At 64.2% G+C, this 24,165-nt stretch carries 19 protein-coding genes; 10 read left to right on the plus strand and 9 right to left on the minus strand.

Translation table 11 applies throughout. The annotated features are described in order from the left end of the window. Positions 1-399: 399 nt before the first annotated feature. From JQ567_RS08890 to JQ567_RS08910, 5 genes are all read left to right on the plus strand, one after another. Complete coding sequence (locus JQ567_RS08890; protein WP_212438463.1) at positions 400-1,728, plus strand: N-acetylmuramoyl-L-alanine amidase; 1,329 nt, start codon at positions 400-402, stop codon at positions 1,726-1,728. A 256-nt stretch (positions 1,729-1,984) separates the two neighbouring features. Further along, on the plus strand, positions 1,985-4,498 hold the full coding sequence (locus JQ567_RS08895) for a penicillin-binding protein 1A (RefSeq protein ID WP_212438464.1): 2,514 nt from the start codon (positions 1,985-1,987) through the stop codon (positions 4,496-4,498). Positions 4,499-4,618: 120 nt separating this feature from the next. Further along, positions 4,619-5,750, plus strand: a protein-coding gene (gene prfB / locus JQ567_RS08900; RefSeq protein WP_212438465.1) for a peptide chain release factor 2 whose coding sequence is annotated in 2 segments (ribosomal slippage) — positions 4,619-4,687 and positions 4,689-5,750 — 1,131 coding nt in all. Because the reading frame shifts where the segments join, the coding sequence is not laid out codon by codon here. Positions 5,751-5,753: 3 nt separating this feature from the next. Continuing rightward, positions 5,754-6,626 (plus strand): NAD(P)-dependent oxidoreductase, encoded by an 873-nt coding sequence (locus JQ567_RS08905; protein ID WP_212438466.1) that lies wholly within the window; start codon positions 5,754-5,756, stop codon positions 6,624-6,626. 79 nt (positions 6,627-6,705) lie between these two features. After that, entirely contained in the window at positions 6,706-7,635 is a 930-nt protein-coding gene (locus JQ567_RS08910) for a DMT family transporter (protein WP_212438467.1), read from the plus strand. 7 nt (positions 7,636-7,642) lie between these two features. On the opposite strand, the gene JQ567_RS08915 is transcribed toward JQ567_RS08910, so the two are convergent. Both JQ567_RS08915 and JQ567_RS08920 read right to left on the minus strand, forming a co-directional pair. Continuing rightward, on the minus strand, positions 7,643-7,837 hold the full coding sequence (locus JQ567_RS08915) for a hypothetical protein (protein ID WP_212261923.1): 195 nt from the start codon (positions 7,835-7,837) through the stop codon (positions 7,643-7,645). Between the two features lie 159 nt (positions 7,838-7,996). Then, positions 7,997-10,177 carry a carbamoyltransferase C-terminal domain-containing protein gene (locus JQ567_RS08920; RefSeq protein ID WP_212438468.1) on the minus strand — a complete coding sequence of 727 codons (2,181 nt, stop codon included), beginning with the start codon at positions 10,175-10,177 and terminating at the stop codon, positions 7,997-7,999. A gap of 123 nt (positions 10,178-10,300) precedes the next feature. On the opposite strand from JQ567_RS08920, the gene JQ567_RS08925 reads away from it, so the two are divergent. Further along, positions 10,301-11,518 (plus strand): ABC transporter substrate-binding protein, encoded by a 1,218-nt coding sequence (locus JQ567_RS08925; RefSeq protein ID WP_212438469.1) that lies wholly within the window; start codon positions 10,301-10,303, stop codon positions 11,516-11,518. An 18-nt stretch (positions 11,519-11,536) separates the two neighbouring features. On the opposite strand, the gene JQ567_RS08930 is transcribed toward JQ567_RS08925, so the two are convergent. After that, on the minus strand, positions 11,537-12,550 hold the full coding sequence (locus tag JQ567_RS08930; RefSeq protein ID WP_212438470.1) for an AraC family transcriptional regulator: 1,014 nt from the start codon (positions 12,548-12,550) through the stop codon (positions 11,537-11,539). A 279-nt stretch (positions 12,551-12,829) separates the two neighbouring features. Between JQ567_RS08930 and JQ567_RS08935 the strand changes: the two genes are divergently transcribed. Both JQ567_RS08935 and JQ567_RS08940 read left to right on the plus strand, forming a co-directional pair. Continuing rightward, positions 12,830-13,279 (plus strand): cupin domain-containing protein, encoded by a 450-nt coding sequence (locus JQ567_RS08935; RefSeq protein ID WP_192739844.1) that lies wholly within the window; start codon positions 12,830-12,832, stop codon positions 13,277-13,279. Positions 13,280-13,329: 50 nt separating this feature from the next. Continuing rightward, a complete protein-coding gene (locus JQ567_RS08940; protein ID WP_212438471.1) occupies positions 13,330-14,832 on the plus strand; it encodes an NAD(P)/FAD-dependent oxidoreductase in 1,503 nt (500 codons plus the stop codon). A gap of 25 nt (positions 14,833-14,857) precedes the next feature. Here JQ567_RS08940 and JQ567_RS08945 read toward each other — a convergent pair whose 3' ends face one another. The 5 genes from JQ567_RS08945 to JQ567_RS08965 all read right to left on the minus strand — a co-directional run bounded on the left by JQ567_RS08945 (position 14,858) and on the right by JQ567_RS08965 (position 20,487). Next, positions 14,858-16,171, minus strand: a complete 1,314-nt coding sequence (locus JQ567_RS08945) for an O-antigen ligase (protein WP_212438472.1) — start codon at positions 16,169-16,171, stop codon at positions 14,858-14,860. A gap of 70 nt (positions 16,172-16,241) precedes the next feature. Then, a complete protein-coding gene (locus JQ567_RS08950) occupies positions 16,242-17,621 on the minus strand; it encodes a glycosyltransferase family 1 protein (protein ID WP_212438473.1) in 1,380 nt (459 codons plus the stop codon). Continuing rightward, positions 17,618-18,358, minus strand: coding sequence for an ABC transporter ATP-binding protein (locus JQ567_RS08955; protein WP_212438474.1), 741 nt, complete (start codon positions 18,356-18,358; stop codon positions 17,618-17,620). The genes JQ567_RS08950 and JQ567_RS08955 overlap by 4 nt, the downstream gene beginning before the upstream one ends. Positions 18,359-18,361: 3 nt before the next feature. Continuing rightward, on the minus strand, positions 18,362-20,299 hold the full coding sequence (locus JQ567_RS08960; RefSeq protein ID WP_212438475.1) for a glycosyltransferase: 1,938 nt from the start codon (positions 20,297-20,299) through the stop codon (positions 18,362-18,364). A gap of 17 nt (positions 20,300-20,316) precedes the next feature. Continuing rightward, on the minus strand, positions 20,317-20,487 hold the full coding sequence (locus tag JQ567_RS08965) for a hypothetical protein (RefSeq protein WP_212438476.1): 171 nt from the start codon (positions 20,485-20,487) through the stop codon (positions 20,317-20,319). Between the two features lie 115 nt (positions 20,488-20,602). Between JQ567_RS08965 and JQ567_RS08970 the strand changes: the two genes are divergently transcribed. Together JQ567_RS08970 and JQ567_RS08975 are read left to right on the plus strand one after the other, a co-directional pair. Continuing rightward, positions 20,603-21,469 carry a DUF6502 family protein gene (locus tag JQ567_RS08970; protein ID WP_192739498.1) on the plus strand — a complete coding sequence of 289 codons (867 nt, stop codon included), beginning with the start codon at positions 20,603-20,605 and terminating at the stop codon, positions 21,467-21,469. Further along, complete coding sequence (locus JQ567_RS08975; protein ID WP_212438477.1) at positions 21,466-22,659, plus strand: DUF5666 domain-containing protein; 1,194 nt, start codon at positions 21,466-21,468, stop codon at positions 22,657-22,659. Before JQ567_RS08970 ends, JQ567_RS08975 begins: the two co-directional genes overlap by 4 nt. Before the next feature lie 77 nt (positions 22,660-22,736). Here the strand turns inward: JQ567_RS08975 and JQ567_RS08980 are convergent, their stop codons facing one another. After that, the gene (locus tag JQ567_RS08980; protein ID WP_212438478.1) at positions 22,737-24,089 is read right to left on the minus strand and encodes a M23 family metallopeptidase; all 1,353 of its coding nucleotides are present in this window, start codon (positions 24,087-24,089) and stop codon (positions 22,737-22,739) included. Between the last annotated feature and the right edge of the window lie 76 nt (positions 24,090-24,165).

A 24,165-nucleotide genomic window follows, 5' to 3' on the forward strand; every position in this document is an offset into this window, starting at 1 on the left:
TTTTGGGGTCCAGATAATCAGTTCTGCCGTGTCTTAAACCGTCCCTGGAGCAAGATAGTACCTTGCAAGTTAGTACCTGGGATCGGACGCCGCTCGGGCTCGAAACCGCCTCTCCGTGTCAGCCGCGCGCAGCGCTGGCTGGTGGAGGGATCGGGAAAGACGCAGGTCCCTTCGACTTGGAAGGTTCCGGCGCTGCACCGGGAGGCTGAACGCGACACAACCGGGAGTATTAGCCGTCAGCACCTCGTACATACGTGGATTGCCCGCCCGGTGCAAGGGAACTCAAGGGAAAGCGTCGCAGCACGGCAACACTCGTCCCTTTTCGCTTTTGGACCCTTAAGGTTCGATTAACCCTGTGGTTCTAATGCGGTAAGAGGGCTGCTCGGAGGCGTCGAATCGTTGGCTAACCGCGCAAATCACCGGGTTTTGCTGGGGCGCGGCCTGTTGTGCGCCGCAGCAATGCTTTGCGCCAATTTCATCACCCCGAGCGCGGCGCAGGGGCCTTCGCCTGGTCCGGCTGCGCCAAGCGCCCCCAGTCCAACCCCGATCGCCGCCTCGAACTTTCCGGTCGCCTCCGATGCAAGGCTGGCCGGCGATAGCAAACAAACCCGCTTCGTCCTCGATCTCGACAGGCCGATCCAGTTTCGCGCCTTTGCGCTGGCCGACCCCTATCGCGTGGTCGTCGATATTCCCCAGGTCAGCTTCAAGCTGGCCGCGGGCACCGGCAGCACGGGGCGCGGGCTGGTCAAGGCGTTCCGCTATGGCCTCGTGATGCCGGGCGGTTCGCGAATCGTGTTCGACCTGACGGGACCGGCCAAGGTCGCGAAATCCTATGTGCTGGAAGCGGCCAACGACCAGCCGCCGCGGCTGGTGCTGGAGCTGGAAGAGGTGGACCGGACCGCCTTCGTGCAGTTGCTGGCGCCCGAGAACCGCCCCGAACTGAGGCCAGCGATTGCTTCTGCCAACGCCGCGGTCGGGCCGGACGATGCACCGGCGGCGGCAAAGCCCGCACAGGCGCAGGATACCCGTCCCCTGATCGTGATCGATCCCGGCCATGGCGGCATCGACAACGGCACCCAGGCCGGCGGCGAGATGGAAAAGAATCTGGTGCTGGGATTTGGCCTCGCGCTGCGCGATCGCATCGAGAAATCAGGCAAATACCGCGTCGTCATGACCCGTACGGACGATACGTTCATTCCGTTGAACGACCGCGTCAAGGTCGCGCGTACCCAGTCGGCCGCGCTGTTCGTCTCGATCCATGCCGACGCCCTGCCGCGGCGGGAGGGCGATGCCCACGGCGCCACGATCTACACCTTGTCTGACAAGGCCTCCGACGCTGAAGCCGAGCGACTGGCCGAGGCCGAGAACAAGTCGGACGCTATTGGCGGCGTCAATCTCACCGACGAGCCGACCGAAGTCGCCGACATCCTGATCGACCTGGCGCAGCGCGAGACCCGAACGTTTTCAAACCGCTTCGCCCGCATCTTGATGGGCGAGATGAAGACCACGGTGCGGATGCACAAGCACCCGTTGAAATCTGCCGGCTTCCGCGTCTTGAAGGCGCCGGACGTGCCCTCGGTGCTGGTCGAACTCGGCTATGTCTCGAACAAGGGCGACCTCGAGCTCCTGATGTCGGAGAACTGGCGAAACAAGACCGTCGGATCGATGGCGCAGGCGATTGATGCATTTTTCGCCAAACGGCTGGCAACCGCCGGGCCCGGCAAATGAAAAGCCGTATGAAAATGCTGATTAAATGCACGCGATGCCATGGAGGAAGCCCTAGTTTGGCCACAGCGGCAGCGGTATAGAAAACCACCGCAGGGTCTTCGGAATCGGCCATTATTGTCCGTCGGCCCTTTTATTGTTGGTACGCGCAACGGTGGTCCGTTGGGCGAGGGCTTGAGCGCTTCGATTTGCGCTTGGATTTTGATGGCAAGGCAGACGCCGCAAGTCACGGCGCAAGGGTTGGAACGGAACTTCGATCATGCGCTTGCTGGTGCGGTTTTTGGGTTTCTTGTTCGCCGCCGGAACCGTGGTGTTCCTGGTGGGCGTCGCCGGCGTCGCGGGCGCGATCTGGCATTTCTCCAAGGACTTGCCGGATTATTCGCAGCTTCAGGATTATGAACCGCCTGTGATGACGCGCGTGCACGCCTCCGACGGCGCGCTGCTCGGCGAGTATTCCAAGGAGCGCCGGCTCTATCTGCCGATCCAGGCGGTGCCGAAACTCGTCATCAACGCGTTCCTCGCCGCCGAAGACAAGAACTTCTACGAGCATGGCGGCATCGACTTCACCGGCATGGCGCGCGCGGCGGTGCTGTATGCGCAGAACTACGGTTCCAACCGCCGGCCGCAGGGTGCGTCGACCATCACGCAGCAGGTCGCAAAGAACTTCCTGTTGACCAACGAGGTCTCCTTCGCCCGCAAGATCAAGGAAGCCTTGCTGGCGATGCGCATCGAGCGCGCCTATTCGAAGGACCGCATCCTCGAACTCTATCTCAATGAAATCTATCTCGGCCTCGGCGCCTACGGCATCGCGGCGGCGTCGCTGGTCTATTTCGACAAGTCGGTGAACGAACTCACGATCTCGGAAGCCTCGTATCTGGCGGCGCTGCCGAAAGCGCCGGCGGCGCTGCATCCGGTGCGCAACCGCGACCGCGCGATCGAACGCCGCAACTACGTCGTCGATCGTCTCGTCGAAAACGGCTGGATCAAGCAGGCCGATGCCGACAAGGCGCGCAAGGACCAGCTCCTCGTCACCAGCCGCGGTACCGGCGCGCATATCTTCGCCGGCGAATATTTCGCCGAGGAAGTCCGGCGCGACATCTTCGAACGCTACGGCGAAAAGAAGCTCTATGAAGGCGGCCTCTCGGTCCGGGCGACGCTCGACCCGAAGATGCAGGTGATGGCGCGCAAGACCATGGCGGCCGGCATGGTCAATTACGATGAGGCGCAGGGCTGGCGCGGTGCGCCAAGCAAGCTCGACATTTCCGGCGACTGGGGCGTGAAGCTGGCCGACGTCAAGGCGCTGAGCGATATCTCGCCCTGGCGGATGGCTGTGGTGCTGGAGACCAGCGACCAGTCGGCCAGGGTCGGTTTCCAGCCCGGCCGCGAGCTTGGCGGCGCCGTCGCCAAGCAACGGCAGACCGGCATCATCACCATCGATGGCGTCAAATGGGCCAAGGCGGCGTCGGGACCGACCAAGGGCAGAACGCCGACATCGGTCGCGCAGGTGCTCGCCCCGGGCGATGTGGTTTATGTCGATCCGCTGTTCGGCAAGGACGGCAATCCGGTGGAGGGGCAGTATCGCCTGCGCCAATTGCCGGAAGTATCCGGCGCGATGGTGGCGATGGATCCCTGGACCGGCCGCGTGCTGGCCATGGTCGGCGGGTTCTCGTTCGACCAGAGCCAGTTCAACCGCGCGACGCAGGCCTACCGGCAGCCGGGTTCCTCGTTCAAGCCGCTGGTCTATTCGGCGGCCATGGACAATGGCTACACGCCGTCGACCGTGGTGGTCGACGCGCCGATCGAAATCGATCAGGGGCAGGGCGCCGGCGTCTGGCGCCCGGAAAACTATTCGTCCGGCAAGTACAACGGTCCGGTGACGCTGCGCAATGCGCTGCGGCAGTCGCTCAACACGGTGACGGTGCGGCTGGCGCAGGACATCGGCATGCCCCTGATCGGCGAATATTCGCGGCGCTTTGGCGTTTACGACGAACTGCCGAACTATCTGTCCTATTCGCTCGGCGCCGGCGAAACCACGGTCATGCGGATGGTCACGGCCTATTCGATGTTCGCCAATGGCGGCCGCCGCGTGAAGCCGACCTTGATCGACCGCATTCAGGACCGTTACGGCCACACCATCTACAAGCATGATGCGCGCGAATGCCGTGGCTGCGACGCGCCCGGCGGCTGGAAGAATCAGCCCGAACCGCAACTGGTCGACCGTCGCGAGCAGGTGCTCGATCCGATGACGGCCTATCAGATCACCTCGATGATGGAATATGTCGTGCAGGCCGGCACCGCGACTGTGGTGAAGGAAGTCGGCAAGCCGATCGCCGGCAAAACCGGAACCACCAACGACGCCAAGGATGCCTGGTTCATCGGCTTCTCGCCGGACCTCGTGGTCGGCATCTATCTCGGCTACGACAAGCCGCGCACCCTCGGCGGCAAGGCGACCGGCGGTGCGCTGGCCGCGCCGATCGCGCGCGACTTCCTCAAGCTCGCGCTTGCCGACAAGGCCGCGATCCCGTTCAAGGTGCCGGCCGGAATCAAGCTGGTTCGCGTCGATGCCAAGAGCGGCATGCGCGCAGGTCCCGGCGAAGGTGGCCGGACCATCCTGGAAGCCTTCAAGCCGGGTACCGCGCCGCCCGACAACTACTCCGTCATTGGCGTGGCCGATGCCGATGGGCGTGCCCCGCAGGGATATCCGGCCGGATATCAAGGGGGATATCAGTCGCCTGATTCCGGTCACATCATGCGGCCCGGAGGGCTGTACTAGCCTGCTGTGTGAAGAAACCGCTTAGGACCAAGCGCTAGGCGGATTGCGCTTTGTGAGAGACGCCGCTACATCCCTGCGAACATCTATAGATAGCGGTTTGCACCGCAGATCAGAGACACCATGCGCGCCGAAGTCGAACGCCTCGTTGAAGAGATCAAGCAGTCAGTCGGGCTGCTGAGGAGGCATCTTTGACGTCGAACAGTCCACGGCACGGCTAGCCGAGCTGAACAAGCTCGCCGAAGATCCGAATCTCTGGAACGATCCGCAGAAGGCCCAGAAGCTGATGCAGGAGCGCACCTCGCTGGAGGATGCGCTGCAGGGCATCGGCAAGGTCGAGCGCGAGCTCAACGACAATGTCGAGATGATCGAACTCGGCGAAGCCGAGAACGATGCCGGTGTCGTCACCGAAGCCGAGAACGCGCTGAAGGCGCTGAAAAAGGAAGTGGCGCGCCGCGAGCTCGAGGCGCTGCTGTCGGGCGAGGCCGACCGGTTCGATTCCTATCTCGAGGTCCATGCCGGTGCGGGTGGCACCGAAAGCCAGGACTGGGCCGAGATGCTGCTGCGCATGTATACGCGCTGGGCCGAGAAGCACGGCTTCAAGATCGAATATCTGGAAGAGACGCAAGGCGAAGAGGCCGGCATCAAATCCGCCACCATCCAGATCTCGGGCCACAACGCCTATGGCTGGCTCAAGACCGAGGCGGGCGTGCACCGGCTGGTGCGGATATCGCCGTATGATTCCAACGCGCGCCGCCACACCTCGTTCTCGTCGGTCGCGATCTTTCCCGTGGTCGACAACAGCATCAAGATCGACATCGCGGAGTCCGACGTGCGCACCGACACCATGCGCTCGGGCGGTGCCGGCGGCCAGCACGTCAACAAGACCGAATCCGCGGTGCGGCTGACGCATATTCCGACCGGCGTCGCCGTGGTCTGTCAGGCCGGCCGTTCGCAGCACAAGAACCGCGCGCAGGCCTGGGACATGTTGCGCGCGCGGCTCTACGAAATCGAGCTGAAGAAGCGCGAGGAGCAGGCCGCCGCCGATCAGGCCGCCAAGACCGATATCGGCTGGGGTCACCAGATCCGCTCCTACGTGTTGCAGCCCTACCAGATGGTCAAGGATTTGCGCACCGGTGTGCAGACCTCGGACACGTCGGGCGTGCTCGACGGCGATCTCGATGAGTTCATGGCCGCGACGCTGGCACAGCGTGCGTTCGGCACCTCGCCCGGTTCGGTTGAGGATGTGGATTAACCGATGGCCAGAGTTGCTTTCATCGGATTGGGACGGATGGGCCACGGCATGGCCGGCCGTTATCTCGACGCGGGCTTCACCGTCTCGGTGTGGAATCGCAGCAAGGCCAAGGCGGAAGATCTGATCGCACGCGGCGCACGATGGGCAACGTCGCCGGAGGATGCCGCGATTGACGCCGATGCCGTCGTGACCATGGTCGCCGACGACAACGCGTCGCGCGAGGTATGGCTCACCAAGGACGGCGCCGCCGCCAATATGAAGGCCGGCGCGCTGGCGATTGAATGCTCCACGGTGTCGCACCAGCACGCGCTTCACATGGCGGGTGTGTTGGGCGCGCGTGGACTGATCTACATCGATAGTCCGGTGACCGGCCTGCCGGATGCGGCGGCCGCGGGCAAGCTGACGTTGTTGGTGGGGGCCGATCCTGCCGATCTTGAATTAGCGCGGCCCTATCTGGAGCCGCTCTCGACCACCATCCGTCATTTCGGCGCGGTCGGGTCAGGCACGGTCTACAAGCTGATCAACAACCTGATGGGCGCCATCCAGATCGCCGGCATTGCCGAGGGGCTGGCGATCGCCGAGCAGGCCGGGCTCGACATGAAGCTGGTGCTGGAGGCGATTGAGACCGGCGTCGCCGCAAGCCCGCAGGTGATCCGGCATTCCAAGCGGATGGCGGAACGCAATTTTGCCGGCGCGACCTTCACCGCAGCCCTGCGCCAGAAGGATGCGGCCTACGCCGTCGCGTTGGCCGAAAGCCTGTTGTCGGCGCCGCCGATCATGGGCCGTGCCGCGGTGCAGTCCTACGACCGCGCCAAGGCCTACGCGCCCGACGACGACGAAGGCAAGATGATCGAGATCGTGTCGCGCCCGAAATAGGCGCGCCTCCGTTCGGGAATCGGGTGGGAAAGACTCGCGGGCTGGAATAGATCTGCAGCAAATGCAGATATGAGCCGCGATGACCGCTAACGATGTCAGGATCGACGCCCGCGACTGGTCGCTGCTCGGCGTGCTTTCGATCCTGTGGGGCGGCTCGTTCTTTTTTAACGGCGTGGTGCTGCGCGAATTGCCGCCGCTGACACTGGTGCTGCTGCGCGTGGCGCTGGCCTCAATCATCCTGCTGCCTTTGCTGTGGGTCTACCGGATTGATTTTTCCAAAGGGGTTTCAGGCTGGAAGCCGTTCTTCGCGATCGGGCTTTTCAACAACGTATTGCCGTTCTCGCTGATCGTGGCGGGGCAGACGACTATCCCGAGCGGGCTGGCCTCGATCCTCAACGCGACAACACCGTTGTTTACCGTTGTGGTGATGGCGACGGCCGGTGAGGAGAAGCTGCAGGCGCGGCGGATCGCGGGCGTCGTCGTGGGGCTGATCGGCGTCGTGATCCTGCGCGGGTGGAATTTTGACGGCGAGCGATTTTGGAGCGGGCAGGGCATCGGCATCCTGCTCTGCCTTGCGGGCGCGTTCAGTTATGGTTTGGCGGCGCTGCTGGCGCGACGGCTGCTGTCGAACTCGCCGCCGCTGGGAACGGCGACGTTCCAGTTGCTGGCCTCGAGCATCATGATGATGGTTGTCGCCGGCTTCATCGAGCGTCCCTGGCAATTGCCGATGCCAGGCGTTGCGACGTGGCTCGCGGTGATCGGTCTGGCTGTCCTGTCGACGGCGCTGGCCTATATCGTGTTCTTCCAGATCCTGCGGCGCTCCGGCGCCACCAATGTCATGCTGGTGACGCTCTTGATTCCGGTCACCGCCATTGTGCTCGGCTATTTGGTGCTGGGCGAACAGATTTCGCCGCGCGAGATCGCGGGCGCGCTGGTGATCGGCAGCGCGCTGCTGTTGATCGACGGGCGGGTGCTCGGGTTGTTTCGGCGGCCGGCTGTTATCGGATAGATGGCGCTTAGCCGGTGTGTTCGGTGTATTTCTTGTAGATCCAGCGCCTTCCGTCATGACGCCGCCAGACCTGGCCGGTCAGCAACCGTCCGGTGATGGATCGCCGCGGAATGAAAATCTTCCGCAAGTGCCAGACTTCGGCCCAGGCGGGCTTCGGACTGAGGCTCAATATTCGTAACCGCTCCTGGCTTTCAACATGCATGGCGCGCGCTCACGATTTAACGAGGCCGCCGGGCGGAATATGATCGCCCGACGGCGAAGTTAACAGGGGTTGGGACGGATCAAATCGTCCACTGCATGCACGATAGCGCGCGGCGGTCGCGACGCAATCGCAGTCGCTGGTTAAGCTAACCTGTCAACCTTACCGCCGGCTCTTCCATTGCGCGAACCAGCCGGAAAATCGCCCGCTGTCGCGCTCGCCGCCATGCCAGGCGGCATACACCGCGCCGTCATCTGCGACCAGAACGACGGCATCGAGGCCCTTGGAGCGGCGCAGCGTGTCGATGGCCTGCTGCGGCGTTTGCGCGATTGGACCGGCGACGTTGAAGGACGTGTTGACGGATATCTCGACGCCGATGTGACGGCCGAGCGCCTTCAGATAAGCGTGGGTGAGGGGATCGTCATCCGCATTGACGATCTGGATCCGGCCGGTGCCGTCGGCATGAATCACGGCCGGAATTTTGTCACGGGCGCCCGGCTTCGATTGCGCCGTCAACACCATGTAATTGTAGGCGTTGTAACCGGCATCCGACGCACCCGGCAGCAGATCGAAATATTCCCGGGCAGCGTCCAGCGTTGCCATCGGCGCCAGGGGACGGATCGCCTCGCGGTATTTGACGCGCTCGTTGAGCCGCTCGCGTGCCAGGGGATCGCAGGGGTTGGCGAGGATCGAGCGGTGGCCGAGCGCGCGCGGGCCGGTCTCGGCGGCGCCCTGATACAGCGCAATCACGCCGCTCTGCGCAACCATGAACGCCATCAGGTCGGCGATGGTGTCGCGTCCATCAGCGGTCGAGATATCGCCAATCCGCTGCGAGGCGATGTCGCCGGCTTCCAGCGCGCTCGCAATGGCTTCATTGGACGGCGGCAGGCCGCAATAGAACGCATGCGTCATCGGCGCGCCGCGCGGGGCGCCCGCCAGATGCGCGAACATCCACGCCGCGCCGATGGTGACGCCGGGATCGCCGGGCACCGGCGGCACCCACAGATGGAGGCGCGCGTTGCGTTGCTGGGCGCGGGCGAACCAGGCTTCATCGAAATGTTCGAGCAGGCGCATGTTGCCGATCGCGTTCAGCGCCACGCCGCCGGTCAGCACCAGCCGGCTCGCGCCTGTGATGCGCAACAGGTGATCCGCGACATGGATCATGGCGTCCTCGAACACCAGTTGCGTCGCGGCGGCCTTGTCGAGGCGATCCTTTGTGTCGGGACGGTGATGGATGTCCTCGACACGCAGCACCGCGTCGGGATTCCAGAGCTGCTCGAGCTTGAGCGGCGGCCCAAGGATGTCGGTGAGGGCCGTCTTGTAAGGGTTATCGAACGGGTCGCAATACCAGTTGGCCATCGCGCGGTTGAGCCTGACGTCGCCGGCCTCGCCGAAATGCAGGACGTTTCGCAGCCGCGCGTAATACGGATTTGTCGCGCGGTTCATGTCGCCCCAGGCGGCCGCGCCCATATAGCGGCCTTCGCTGGAGAGCCAGGTCCAGCCGCCCTGCGTCGATGAAATCACGCTGTAGAACGCGCCCAGTGAGTCGAACATGCTGTCGTTGCAGTAGAGCCGGCGCAACTTGCCGTTCTGGACGACGTACAGCGAGATCGACCCCTGATCGCCGGTGCCATCGAGCACCGCGACCGCCACCGGCTCGCCGTCGTCGGCGAAGGGCGACGCCGCATAGGAAAACCAGGCATGGTTGTCGTGATGCGGCAGGCAGATCAGCGGCACGCGTTCGGAAAGCCCCAGTTGCTTCGCAAGGATCTTTGGCGTGCGCGTCATCTGGTCGAGACGCCGTCCGTCGAAACCCGCGGCTTCGGTGGTGCGCAGCAGCTTGAGGCTTTGCGGGATTTCTTCCAGCACCGAGCGTGCCAGTGTTCCCGCCAATGTCGGGTAGTCCCAGCTGGTCAGCCAGGCGTCGACATCGCCGATGTCGCGGCCGATGCCGCGCAAGGCTGCAACCATGGCGTCGATCGAGGCGCGCGGATATTCCGTCGTGTGCTTGTTGCCGGAAAAACGTTCTTCCTCGTTGTTGAGGATCAGGCGGGGGCCATGGGCCTGCGTCACTTCGACCAGCGCCACGCCTGAATTGTGCGTGCCGGGTGCGCCGAGGCCGGCGAGATAGACCGTTTCCCCGCGCGCGAGCTTGTCGCGCACATGCGCGATCCGCGCATCGGCAAATTTTGAGCCGAGCTGGTGAAAGCCGGCCGCGCCAAACGTCTTCGCAGCCAGCCATCGCGCGGCACGGAATCCGCCTGCGGCGAGCTTCGGATGTCGGGGACCAATGCGTGTCGGGTTCAATTCGCGGACCTTGCAGGGAATACATGTCGTCGCCATGCATCAATCATAAAAGGCGGCGCGCAACAATGCTGTTTCATCCAGCGGAATAAGCGGCCGCTTGCCAGTCCGCGCGCGGCTTGCGACACTTTGCCAAAATAATAAACGACGTGGGAGAGAACGATGACGGCTCGAATCCGAACTCTGGTTGCCATGACGGCGATCGCCGCGATGACCGCGACCGCAGCCGGCGCGCAGAAGAAATACGATCCGGGCGCGTCCGATACCGAAATCAAGATCGGCAACATCATGCCCTATAGCGGCCCGGCCTCCGCCTATGGCACCATCGGCAAGGCCCAGGCCGCGTTCTTCAACAAGATCAACGCCGAAGGCGGCATCAACGGCCGCAAGATCAATTTCATCAGCTATGACGACGCCTACAGTCCGCCGAAGGCCGTCGAGCAGGCACGCAAGCTGGTGGAGAGTGACGAGGTTTTGCTGGTCTTCCAGCCGCTCGGCACGCCGTCGAACTCGGCGATCCAGAAATACATGAACGCGAAGAAAGTCCCGCAGCTTTTCGTGGCGACAGGGGCCACTAAATTCGGCGATCCGCAGAATTTTCCGTGGACCATGGGCTGGCAGCCAAACTACCAGAGCGAGGGCCGGATCTACGCGGCCTACATCCTGAAGAATTATCCGAACGGCAAGATCGCCGCGATCTGGCAGAACGACGACGCCGGCCGGGATCAGATGAAGGGATTGCGCGACGGCCTCGGTGCCAAGGCCAACATGATCATCGCCGACAAATCATACGAGGTTGCCGATCCCACCATCGATTCGCAGATCGTGGCGCTGAAAGATTCCGGCGCCGACATCTTCATGACGTGGGCAGCGCCCAAGGGCGCGGCGCAGGCGATCCGCAAGGTCGCGGAACTCGGCTGGAAGCCGGTCTATCTGCTCGGCAACGTCTCGACGTCGGTTGCCACCGTGCTGAAGCCGGCCGGATTGGACAACGCCAAGGGCATTATCTCGACGGCCTACATCAAGGATCCGACCGATCCCGTGTGGAAGGACGATCCCGGCATCAAGGCGTGGGCCGCCTTCATGGACAAGTATTTTCCGGACGGCGACAAGACCAACAACAACAACGTCTATGGCTATGCGACGGCGCAGACCATGGTCCAGGTGCTGAAACAATGCGGCGACAACCTCACGCGCGAGAACGTGATGAAGCAGGCCGCCAGCCTGAAAGGCGTTACCAGCGACGTGCTGCTGCCCGGCATCCAGATCAACACCGGGGCGAACGATTTCTTTCCGATCGAGCAGATGCAGCTGATGAAGTTCAACGGCGTAAGCTGGGAGCTGTTCGGCGACATCATCGCGGGTGAGGTTGGGCACTAAGCCAGCGCCCGGATTGATTCAGCTCAACCTGCGCAGGGTCGAGGACGGGGTTTCGCCGAATTTCTTGCCGTAGGCGCGCGCCATGCGGCTCAGATGTGTAAAGCCGAGTTCGAACGCGATCTCCGTGATGCTCTCGCCGGGGCGTGCGCTGGTCAGCCGGGCATTGAGGTGCGCCAGCCTGATATCGAGCAGCATCTGCGAAATGGACGTGCCGAAATGGCGGCGGAAGCCGATCTGCAGCGCGCGGATGCCGATGCCGGTGATTTCGGCGAGTTGGGCCAGATCGAGCGGCTCGGCGGCGTGGGCATGCAGACAATCCCGCGCCCGCCGCAACGGTCGCGGCAGCGTTTCGACGCGGCCGCCGAACACCTGCATTGCTTCGCTCCGGCTGTGGCGCTGACCATGAAGCAGCGCGACGAGCAGGGTCTCGCGCAATTCGGCCGCCGCGACCGGCGCCAGGCGGTGGCCTGGTCCGAGATTTTCGGCCAGATCGACCAGATCGGCGGCCCGTGACTGCAGCTCGCGCCCGCAGGCCTGGTTGAGATCGATCGCCGGCGCAAATTCGACCGCGCCGGCCGGCTTTCCCGAAAGCGCTGCGGCCCGCTGTTCGACCAGCCGCCGGTCAACCAGAAGGATCAGCTGGGCGCAATCGCCGTCCCATGTCATCCGTGTCGGGATCGTCGGCGACAGCAGCGAAGCGCGCGTGCCCGGACGGCTCTCGACCTCGCAGGCCGCGGTTGCTATCCGCGCCGATCCGCGAAGCGGAATCTGCAGCAGAAAGAAGCGGTCGAGGCAGCCGGGATCGATCGATACCGATCCGCCATAGGCGACGTAGTTGATGGAGAAACCGTCGAAGGCGGCGCAATTGTGCAGGGCGTAGAAACCCGGCGCCGACGGGCGAGCCGGCGTCAGCTCATGGGGACAGAAGATGCGTCCGATTGCCTCGGCGGCGGCATCGACATCGCCGGTCGATACGCGATTGAACGCGGCCAGCCTCGCGTCTCCTACCCTTTCCGCAACGGCTGCGCCCATCGTCCTCACACGGCCTTCGGGTTTGTTTGAACCCTATAATATCTCTTGGGCGGGTGCTTGGAAAGGCGATTTGACAGCGGATTGTGCCCGATCCTTGCGCAGCCGGCGACATCAGCGCCACGACAATCGTGCGCCGCAACATCACCCGTGCCCGTCCAAAAGAAAATCTTCGGCGCCGATGGCGGATTCGTTTTGCGGCTAGACGGCCGGGTGGGTTCGCCGCAGCCTGCGCAAACACGACTGATCTTGACCGATCAACCATCCAACAGGAGACGGCACATGGCAGCACTCGAAAAGGGGATCACCGCTGATGGCACCGGCTACGGCGGCGTGACCTGGAATATCCTGGGTCAGGTCTATTTCCCGAAGGCGGTGACCGATTCCACCTTCGCCTTCGAGACCAACAGCGACCCCGGCCAGTTCGTGCCGGTCCATATCCATCCGACCCAGGATGAATTCATTCTGGTGCAGGAAGGCGAACTCGATCTCAAGCTCGACGGCGTCTGGGTGAAGGCGAAGGCCGGCGACCTGGTGCGGCTGCCGCGCGGCATTCCGCACGGTTACTTCAACAAGTCCGACAAGCCGGCGCGCGCGCTGTTCTGGGTGTCGCCGATGCAGAAACTCGAAGCGCTGTTCAACCGGCTGCACAACATGACCGACCCCGCGGAGGTGGTGCGGGTTTCCGCCGAACACGAGGTGAACTTTCTGCCGCCGGAGGCCAACGAATAGCGGCCAGTTCAGGCGCCGCGGCCCGCATCACGCTCACGACGGAGACAACCATGGTCAAGCAAAAGCAGGTCTGCATCATCGGCGCCGGTGTGTCCGGGCTTGCTGCGGCCAAAGCATTTTCGTCGCGGGGCCACCGCGTCACCATTGTCGAGCGCAGCGGCGACCTCGGCGGCGTATGGGAGCCGGCAAGGTCCTATCCCGACGTGCAGACCCAAAGCCCGAAAGAGCTTTACCGCTACACCGACAAGGCCATGCCGGCATCTTATCCGGAATGGCCGAAGGGTCCGCAGGTCCATGCCTATCTTGCCGAATACGCCCGTGATCACGGCCTCGATCGCTTGATCCGCTTCAATACCGAAGTGGTGCAGATGAATAGCCGCCCGGACTCACAGCCGGGCTGGCGGCTCGACCTTCGCGGCCCTGATGGCGGCACCCAAGAAAATTTTCACGAGGATTTTGATTTCGTCGCTGTCTGCATCGGGCAGTTCAACGAACCGCAGACCCTCAGTCTTCGCGGCGAGGAGGCGTTCAAGGCGCAGGGCGGGCGCGTCCTGCACTCCTCGCAATACAATGATGCCGGCCTCGCCAGGGGAAAAAAGGTGGTCGTGCTCGGCGGCTCGAAATCGGCCACCGATATTGCGGTAAACGCGGTCAATTCCGGCGCCAGCGACGTCACGCTGGTGTACCGCGAACCGGTGTGGCGGATTCCCTACTTCATCGGCGGACTGATCAACTTCAAGCGCATCCTCTACATCCGCGCGCTGGAGGAGATGTTCAAGAGCTGGGGCATCGGAGCGATGTCGCGGTTCAAGCACGCGGTGGCGAAGCCGTTTGTCTGGGCCAACTGGCGCGGCCTGGAAAGCATGCTGAAGCTGCAGCTCAAGCTGAAGAAATGCGACATGGTTCCGAAGCAGCGCATCGAGGACGGCGTCAATTGCTCGGTGCCGATCGCCACGCCGGATTTCTTCCCGATGGTGGCCGATGGCCGGATCAAGGCCATCCGCGGCAGCTTCGACCACTATGACGGCAACAGCATCGTGATGACCGGCGGCGAGCGCGTTGCAGCCGACCTCGCCATCCTCGCCATCGGCTACAAGCTCGGCGTGCCGTTCCTGCCGCAGGCGCTTCGTGACCGGCTGGTGGACGGCGACGGCCAGTACCGGCTCTATCGGCTGATCGCCAACCCGGACCTGCCGGACATGGGTTTTGTCGGCTTCAACTCCAGTTTCTGCACGGTGCTGTGCGCCGATTTGGCGGCAAACTGGCTGGTCCGTTACGCCGACGGCCAGCTTGCCCAGCAGCCGAGCCCCGCAGAGATGCGTGACAACATCGAACTGATGCTCAACTTCAAGCGCGTGGAGCGGCCGGCGGCTGGCGTCTATGGCGGGCTGTGCGTGGCGCCCTACCACTTCAAGCATTTCGACGAGTTGCTCGCCGACATCGGGACAACAACACGCCGGCGCAGCGCGCTGGCGGAGAAATTTACCCCGCCGGATGCGGATGCGTATGCGCGGTTTCTCGCCTCTGCACCGGACTATAAAGTATCGGCATGAAGCGGGGAGACGGCCAATAACCGAGCTAGGCCGCACTCCGGCTCGCAGGAGTTCCCAAAGATCGAGGGCGCCGGATCGTCGCGCGCAGCGACATTCCGCCGGCGACGCCGACGCCGAGCACGTACATCCATCCTTCGTGAAAATCGAACAGGTGCGAGTTCAGCAGTGAACTGACGAAATTCTGCACGACGGTGATGAGCCCGATCCAGGCCGCCAGGCCGTCGCCGCGGAACAGCAAGAGATGGCTCAGCCACATCCCGTACAGCGTAATGACGCCGAGCAGTCCCCATTGCACGGCAACGTTGAGGGTCTGGTTGTGCGGATTGCTGACCACCTCGGCCGACAGCCCGGTCTGCCCGGCGGCTGCGCGCGCGAACAGCTGCCTGGTCGAACCGGTGCCGTGGCCGAACAAGGGGGCATCGGCAAAGAAGCCGAGCGACTTGCGCCAGTAGTGCAATCGTTGCGCTGTCGACACCACCGTGTTGGTTTCATAGCCCTGATACTCGGTCGCCACGTCGGCGATGCGCTGCCGCAGATAGGGCGAGGTCGACCAGACGATGGCGGCGGCGACGATGGCCGCCGCAAACAGCGCCGGCATGGTGCGCCGGCTCAGATGCAAGGCGGTGAACAACACCAGCAGCACCGGCATGTAGACGAGCGCCGTGCGTGCCGAGGCCACGAACATCATGTTCGCAACGAACGCCACCGACAGCACCAGCCAGCCGATCGCTGCGGCCAGCCGCCGCTCGCGGACAGCGATCAGCGCCGGCAACGCCAGCGCAAACGCACACAGCGCGAACTCCTGGCTCTGGTCGATATAGTTCTTGACCGGGACACCGTCCGAAACGGTCCGCGTGATCTTGAACGCCGGATAGAACAATACGATCCAGGACAGGATCATCATCAGCGTGCAGGAGCCGAGGAAGGCCGCGAAAACCCACATGGCGCGCTGCGAACGCTGAAAGTGAAAGAGCAGAAACGGAATCACCAGCAGCTTTGCCGCCGGCTTGATGCCGCTCAGGCTTTCCGACCAGGTGCCATCGGTCCAGAGCACGCCCAGAACCGCGAGCGCGACGAACGCCAGGGGCAGGGCGCAAGCCGGATGCGTCAGATGGCGGGCGAACGCGCCCCAATCGAGCGTCGGAATGAGGACGACGAGCCAGAGCACGATAAGAACAGCCGTGGCGGAGGTCGACCACGGCAGCGCCGCCGCGGTCAGGGCCGCCAGGATATCGGCATTGCGGACATCGACCGCCAGACGGCGCAGCGTGCCGCGCCATCCCGGTTGGCCGGCCGGTCCGGCATGATCGCACAGCAAATTACGCTCGACGCTCGTCATCGCAGCATCCCAAGGTTCTGAAGATCTCGTCAGGCCGTCGCCAAAGTGCGTCGAGGTTTCCGCCAGCGTCCTATTGCGCGGCGACCAGGTACTCGACGGTTCTGGGGGGAGCGAGAAGGTCGCGGGCCTGGGTCTGGTGGCCGAAGCGTTCCACCAGTTCGCCGCGGCGCTCGCGAATTTTGCGGCGCCATTCATCCTGACCGGACAGCACCCGCGTGACGGATGCACAGATGGATTCGGTCGAGAACGGATCGAAATAGTCGGCAAGTTCGCCCGCCACTTCGCGAAACACCGGAATGTCCGAGCATAGAACGGGGGTGTTGGCCGCCAGCGCTTCGATGATCGGCACGCCAAAGCCTTCGGCCAGGCTGGGCATGATCAGGCCGTGTGCATCTGATATCAGCGTGGCCTTGTCATGTTCCTCGACATAACCCGCAAACCGGACGTTCGGCGGCGGATTGCGCACCAGACTGGTGCCGCCGGCGTAACCGATCACGACGAGGTCGGCATGGGGCATCTTGCGGAAGGCGCGGACCACCGAGTTGAGATTCTTTCGCGGTTCCGCCGAAACGATCACGACAAAGGTCGGTTGTCCCGGCCGTGCGGTAGAAGCCGGTACCGGCACCGGCGCGAGCCGGAACGGCTCGAAGCGCGTACGCGGGTAGACCACCCGCGCCGGCAGGTAGAAGAATTGCGGCAGCAGGTCGCGGAATCGGTTCATGCTGTAGTTGGAAACGAAGGCCAGTTCGTCGGCCTGATGCAGGCTGGTCATCAGGCGCGACAGGAACAGGCGCGTCGCGACGTCGCTCAGCTTCAGATCCGTGAGCGGCAAGAGGTCGTGGACCACGCAGATGACTTTGGCATTGGGGCCACGCTTGATCGCAACCCGCGTCGGCGTATCGACCAGGATGACGTCATAGTCGCGGGCATCGATCTGCGGCGGTGGGAGTTGTGCCAGCGCCGAAGCGTCCTGATAGCTGTAAAATCCGGGCTCGAGGAAGAAGTCGCGAAACAGTTCGAGGTGACGCAGGTCGGTCGGGATATATTCCAGTCCGGCGGTCTTGTTCTCGATCAGCTTGACCCGCAGGGGCAGAAGCCCGATCGCCCGCAGCAGGCATGCGCCGAATTCCCACGAGGTGCACGCGCGGATCCGGTGTTTGACCCAGTCGATCGTGCGCCGCAGCGCACTCCGCGCCACCGGCTCGTTCATGTCGGCTTCGTCCAGGAACCGGTAGAGGGCGAGCAGCTCGATCAGGCGCGAACCCGCCGGGAACAGTTGCGCGCGCCGCTGCCGGGTCCGCAGCTGACGATAGCGGCGCGTCGTTTCGACGAGCAGCGTCAGGTCGTGGCCTTCGGCGGCGAGCGACCGGATCAGCTCGCGCGTGAAATGAAAAATGCCGCGCTTGTGGTTCGGCTCGCCGAGCGCCTCGCTGACAACCAGGATCTTCATGCTCTCTTCTCTTCCAGTTCGAATTGGCGTTCGGAATATCTGTCGAGCGGTACCGTGCGTACGATGCGCCCTTGATCGAGGTTGATGACGCTGGTGCAGGTGCGGCGCAGCAGCGCCTGATCGTGGGACGCGATGATCACGATCGCGGCCATCGAGACCAGCTTGAGCAGTCGTTGCTCGGCCTTCGCCGAGAATTTTTCGTCGACCACGCTCAGCCATTCGTCGAGCAGCAGGATGTCGGCCGGAAACGCCGTGGCGGTGGCGAACAGCACGCGCATCAGCATGCCCGAGGAGAACATGCGCAGCGGCAAGTGCCGCATGCGCTCTTCGAGCTCGGTGAACTGCCAGATCTCGTCCACAACGGCCTGCGTCGGCTTGTGTCCGCTGATCCGCAGCAGCAGGCGGATATTGTCATCAGCCACGAAGTCCAGATTGGCGCCTGCGTTCAGGCCGATCAGCGGCACGATGTTGCCTGATATCTCCATGCGGCCGCGCGTCGGCGGATAAACGCCGGCAATCAGCCGCAGCAGGGTCGATTTTCCGGAGCCGTTCGGCCCGGCGAGGCCGATGCGCGCACCGGCGGTGGCTTCGAGCGAAATGTTGTCGATGGCGCGGATCGTGCGCATCTCGCTCCGCTCGTTGAGCAACCGTCCGAGCAGGCGGCGCTTGACCGAGAAGTCGTAGGCCCCGTAGAGCGGATAATCGAGGCTGACGTCGCGCAGGGTGATGCTGACCATGATTCAGATCCAGAACGCGGCTTTGCGCAGCTGCCTGACCGTCACGACGCTTGCAACCGCCAGTACGGCGACGCACACCAGGGCGTAAATGATGCTGGTCATGCTGACATGACCGGTCGCCAGCGGTTCGCGCCACACGGCGAACAAATGCGTCAGCGGATTGAGGCGCATGACTGTGGAATTCGGATTGATCATTTCCGCCGTCCAGATCACCGGAGAGGACAGGAAGGCCAGCGTCAGCGTCGATTCGATGATCGGCTTCATGTCGCGGAATCGCGTGGCCAATGCGCCAAGGATCAGGCCGAGGCCGAGCGTGCAGGCGACGAACAGCGCAAATCCCGGCAGGGCGGCGATACAGCCTTCGATATCGGTCCGGGCCAAAGCAAGCCAGAGGATAAACGGCACGCTGGCATTGTGGAGCGCGAACAGCACCTGTCGGAACAGGCATTGCAGCAGGAAGATCACCGGCGGCAGCGCGCGATCCTTGATCAGGCCGGCCGAACTCTGCAGCGCCGTCGTCGCATCCAGCACGACATTGTTGAGAAAGGTCCAGGCCGTCAGGCTGATCGCCAGCATCGGAAGCCGCGCGACAGCGTTGGCGTTGGACAAATGCCCGATCACCGAGCCCAGCACCGCGACCATGATCGCCATCTGGATCGACATCCAGAACGGGCCCAGCAGCGAGCGGACGTAACGGTGACGCATGTCCGACCAGGCGAGGGTGGCCGCGATCCTGACAGCGCCGACGAGCCCGGCGGTTTCGGATCGCATGGCGCGGGCGGACCGCACCTCCGCCTTGCTGGTGACGGCATCGAGATAGATCGCCTCGATCGCCTGCTTGAAGAGCGTGGTGGAATATTTCGTCATGGCGCGCCGCCGGGCGGCAAGCCCCATGCGCTGACGTCGCTCCGGGTCGCGGATCAGGACGTCAATCGCTTCCGCAAGCTTGTCGTGATCGCCCGGCGGCACGGTGATGGCCTCGATCCCATGACGTGCGATGTGTGGAACGGCGGTGTCGAGCGACGTGTTGATGACCGGGCGACCTGCCGCCATCGCTTCCAGTTGAACCAGTCCGAAGGTTTCCGCCGACGTCACCGACGGCATCACGAACACGTCCGCGATGTACATCAATTTGACCAATTCACTATCGGGAACGGAGCCGAGCAGACGTACGCGATCGGCGACGCCGAGGCTCTGGATCAGCGCTTCGAGCCGCGTGCGTTCGCGCCCTTCGCCGACAATCCAGACTTCAAAGGACCGGCCCACCGCGGCGCGGATCAGCACATCAAAACCCTTGTAGGGAACAAGGCGGCCGCAAGCGAGCACCAGCCGTCCGCGATCGTGCCCGACCTTGAGGTCGGGGTGACGCGGGACCGGCCGTTCATACTTCGAGACGTCGATGCCAAAGGGGACGACGTGGCATTTGTCGGTGAATTCGCGCAGCAACGGGGTTTCGTCGAGCAAGGCGCGGTCGGAGACGATGATCGCTTCCGCCCGCGAGAGCGTCCGGCGCATCAGCGGTTCGACGAACCGCCTGAGCTTGGCGTGGGTGACGATGTCGGCATGCCAGTGCACGACGAGCGGACGCTTGCGGCCAAAGCCGAGCGCGAACACCAGGTCAGCCAGCGGAAACGGCGCATGAAGCACCACCAGATCGTGCTGTGCGATCCGGCGCCACAGCCGCAACGGATAGGTCGGCGCAAACGGCAGTGACAGGATGTCGCCGAACGAGCGCACGCGCTCGACCGGCACGTCGTGCACGACGATCCGGCGGCGTCCATTCGCGCTGGAACAGACCAGCACGACGAAGGCGAAGCTATCCTTCAGTCCGGTGCAGATGTCGCGGATGACGGTGAGAGTCCCGCCGAACAGGTCGGGATAATAGACCTTGAAGATGTGAAGCACCGACAGGCGGCGGGCGGAAGCGTCGATCGAAGTCATCATGCAGCTCGCGCCGGTCAGCGGATCAATAGGGCGGCGACGAACGGCGTCGCCAGCGCGGCAAAAAACGTCACGCAGCGGATCAACGCCGGCAGCACGGGCACGACGACCGCCGGCCTCGCGCTTTGGGCGAGGTGACATGCCGCCGGGAGGGATGGAGCGGAATTGCGGGGCGAAAGGACGTGCATGGTTGGGTTCCCCTGGTTGGATGATTTGCGTATATGTGGGAAAATTTCACACGTCAATAACCAACCGCAAAAAAGTGGGATTGTGTCCCACGCCGGGCGCGGCTACAATTTCGCCATGAGTGCCAACGCTTCGCCACCAAAGCCGGCTTCGCATCAACCGATCGCAGCGGACCGTCTGCAGGCGCCGCTGGCGCGCCTGCTGCGTCCGCTGGTGAGGTTATGCATCCGCGGCGGCATGACGTTTCCCGCGCTGGCGCAGCTGCTGCGCGAACTCTTCGTCAATGTCGCCGAGCATGACTTCGCGCTTGACGGCAAGGAGCAGACCGACAGCCGGGTCAGCCTGCTGACCGGGATCCATCGCAAGGAAGTGGCCCGGCTGCGCGGCGCCGGAACGCCCGTCAACGAAACGCCGGCCACGCTGTCGCGTACCAGCGCGATCATCGCCCGCTGGATGGCCGCGCCCGAATTCACCGACAAGGCCGGCGACCCCTTGCCATTGCCGCGCACCGCTGACGGCGACGCGCCATCGTTCGAGGCGCTCGTCGAATCGGTCACCAAGGATGTCCGGCCGCGCGCGGTGCTGGACGAATGGCTCGACCGGCAACTTGTCAGCATCAACGCGAATGAAGAGATCGTGCTGGTCGATACCGCCTTCGTTCCGCGCGGCGACGACGATCGCAAATGGCACTATCTCGGCCGCAATTTGCACGACCACGTCGCCGCGGCGGCGGACAACGTTTCGGCGGTCACGCCGCGCTTCCTCGAGCGCGCGGTACATTACGACGGCCTGTCGCCCAAATTGGCCAAGCGCCTCGAAGCACGTTCGCGCGAACTTGCGATGGATGCGCTGAAGACCGCCAACCGCGAAGCCAACCGCGCGGTCGCCAAGGACAAGGGCGGCGGCGCCCGCTGGAATTTCGGCGTCTATATCTACCACGAGGCGCCGGACGGTGATGACGCCAAAGAAGGCGGCCAATCATGAGCAAACCGCCGATCGTCACCCGTCGCGCGCTGCTGGCGGGGTTTTGGCTTGCGGGCGTGTCCTCGGCCTGGGCACAGGTCCGGGGCGGCCGCAGCGGCGACGATCAGGGTATCGGCGGCACCGGCGCCGCGAGAATCGGCGACGATCACGGTATCGGCGGTACCGGCATTGTCGGGGTCATCCAGCGTTTCGGCAGCATCTTCGTTAACAGCGAACGCATCGGCTATGCGCCCGATGTGCCGGTGCGGATCAACGGCGAGGCGGCGTCGGTCAAGGCGCTGCGGATCGGACACGTCGCGCGCGTCGTTGCGATGCGCCAGGCCAATGGCGCGCTGACCACTCGCGGTATCTCGGCTGTCAGCGAAGTGATCGGACCGATCCAATCCGTCGGGGCAGGCGAGATGTCGGTGCTGGGCCAGCGGGTGACGTTCACGGGGCGCGAAACCTGGCGGCCCGGTACCTACGTTGCGGTGTCCGGATTGCGCCGAACCGACGGCGTCATCGTCGCCAGCCTCGTCGAGAAGCGCCGCGACAACGCCACGCGGGTCACAGGATTGCTGGAGCGCGATCGCGATGGCGTGCGGATTGGTGGCTTGCGCCTTGCGGGCGCCGATCCGGCGCTGATCGGTCAGCGCGTTCACGCCGAGGGCCGGTTTGCGCAAGGCGTGATGCAGGTCGCGCGCGCCAGACGGGACGATTTTTCCGATCTGATCGGCGCCAGCCGTCTGTCGATCGAAGGCTACGTGCGGCGGGTCGGGGACGTCTTGCAATTCGGATCGGGCTATGTCGCGCGCGACGTGTCGCGCTTTGAGCCTGCCGGCGACGCACGCGTGGTCGTGAACGCCGTGCTCGACGCCTCGCGCGGCCTGCGGGTCGAATCCGTGCAATCCGTCAGCCACTTCCCGGGCGCGTCGATCGGAAATCCGGCTGGCCCCGCCAGGGCTCCGGGCTCAGCCCCCGGCCAGGGCGGCACGCACGTTCCCGGCGGTTCGCCGCAAGGGCCAGGCGGAGCTCCAGGCCCGGGTCGCGCGAGCGATCCCGGTGGGTCTATGTCACCCGGCGGCAGCCCCGGATTCCCGGGAGGCCCATCTGGGCCGGGGGGATTCGGCGGACCTAGCGGCGGTGGCCCCGGCGGCTTCGGTGGAGGTGGTCCCGGTGGCGGTGGAATGGGCGGTGGCGGTCGACGGTAGGCGTCGCTGCGGTGTTTTAGTGCCGCTTGCCGTATTCCATCCTATCTGTGCATGGGGTTGTTTTCGAGATTTTGTGTCTAGCCTGAGCTGAGCCGCACGCCGGCGCGCAAAAACTTCTGCGGATCGACCGCCTCGCCGTCGATCCGTGTTTCGTAGTGCAGATGCGGACCGGTCGAACGGCCGGTCGAGCCGACCGCACCGATCACCTGTCCGATCTTGACGACGTCGCCGACCCTGACGTGGATCTCCGACAGATGGCCGTAGCGGGTCGATAGCCCATTGCCATGGTCGATCTCGACCATGCGGCCATAGCCGCCCATCCATCCCGATGAAGCCACTTTGCCGTTCGCGGTTGCGCGCACGGGGTCGCCGGTCGCGGCGCGGAAATCGAGGCCGGTATGCATCGCCGGCCGACCGAGGAAAGGATCGCTGCGAACGCCGAAGCCGGAGGTGAACTCGACTTCGCCGACGACGGGTTTGCGATAGGGCACCAGTGCCAGCGTGCGGTTGAGCCGCTCGACCTGGGCACGGGTGGCGTTGATCCGGTTGAGCTGGCGCTCGAACGGGCCGGCATCGGCCCCAAGCTTCACCGGAACGAAGGGGCCGCCGACGCCGGAACGTGGCGTCGCGGCTTCGAGTTGCGCCATGTCGAGGCCAAGATCGGTGAACACGCCGCGCATCCGGCGGACGCGCGATTCCATGCTGTCTTCGACCGAGCTCAGCGCCGCCATCTGGCGCCGCTCGACCTGGTCGAGCGAGGTCTGCAGGCGGACCAGGACATTGTCGACGCCCTGGACCTTGGCGTACTGGTTGGCTTGCTGCTTGACCACGACCGGTGCGCGCGACTCCAGACGGGCTTCACGATCCGGCGGCGCCACAAAGATCACGGTGTCGCTGATCGGGCTGGGCTTCGGTGTACCGGAAGCCGGGGTCTCGGCGGCGGCGCCGCGGGCGGGCGGGCGGATCGATCCGGTGGCCGTGCTGTCGGGAATGGAGCCCAAAGCGGTGGCGCGGGATTCCAGCGCGGTCTGGCGCTTCATGATCTGGTCGAGCTTCTGGTCGAACTGTTCCTGGTCGAGCAGTTGGCGGCTGGTGGTGCGATCGACCTTGGCGCGCAGCTCGGCGATGCGGTCTTCATAGGCGTATTGCATCTCGGCCTGGCGGGCGATCAGCCGGGTCAGGACGTCGTCGCGAAAGGCGAAATAGGTGGCGGTCGCCGCCGACCACATTCCAAGCACGACGACCGTGCCGACGACGATCCAGAACACCACGGGCCCGAACCGCACCTGCTTGCCGGCATGAACAATGGCATAGCCGTCATTGGCCGGAGGAAGTGCCGCGGCCTGCGCCACGGGACGTCGCGCCCGGCTGTCATGGGGATGATGGTGCTGGTGGTGGTACTCGGAATGATGACCGGAACGGTACGACATCGGCTCTCCCGCGCCGGTCGGACAGGGGTTCCGTACGGCTCAATTTGCGAGGCCGATTTGACCCACTCATGGTTAA

Source organism: Bradyrhizobium sp. AUGA SZCCT0431, from assembly GCF_018131065.1.
In the GTDB taxonomy this organism is placed as follows: domain Bacteria; phylum Pseudomonadota; class Alphaproteobacteria; order Rhizobiales; family Xanthobacteraceae; genus Bradyrhizobium.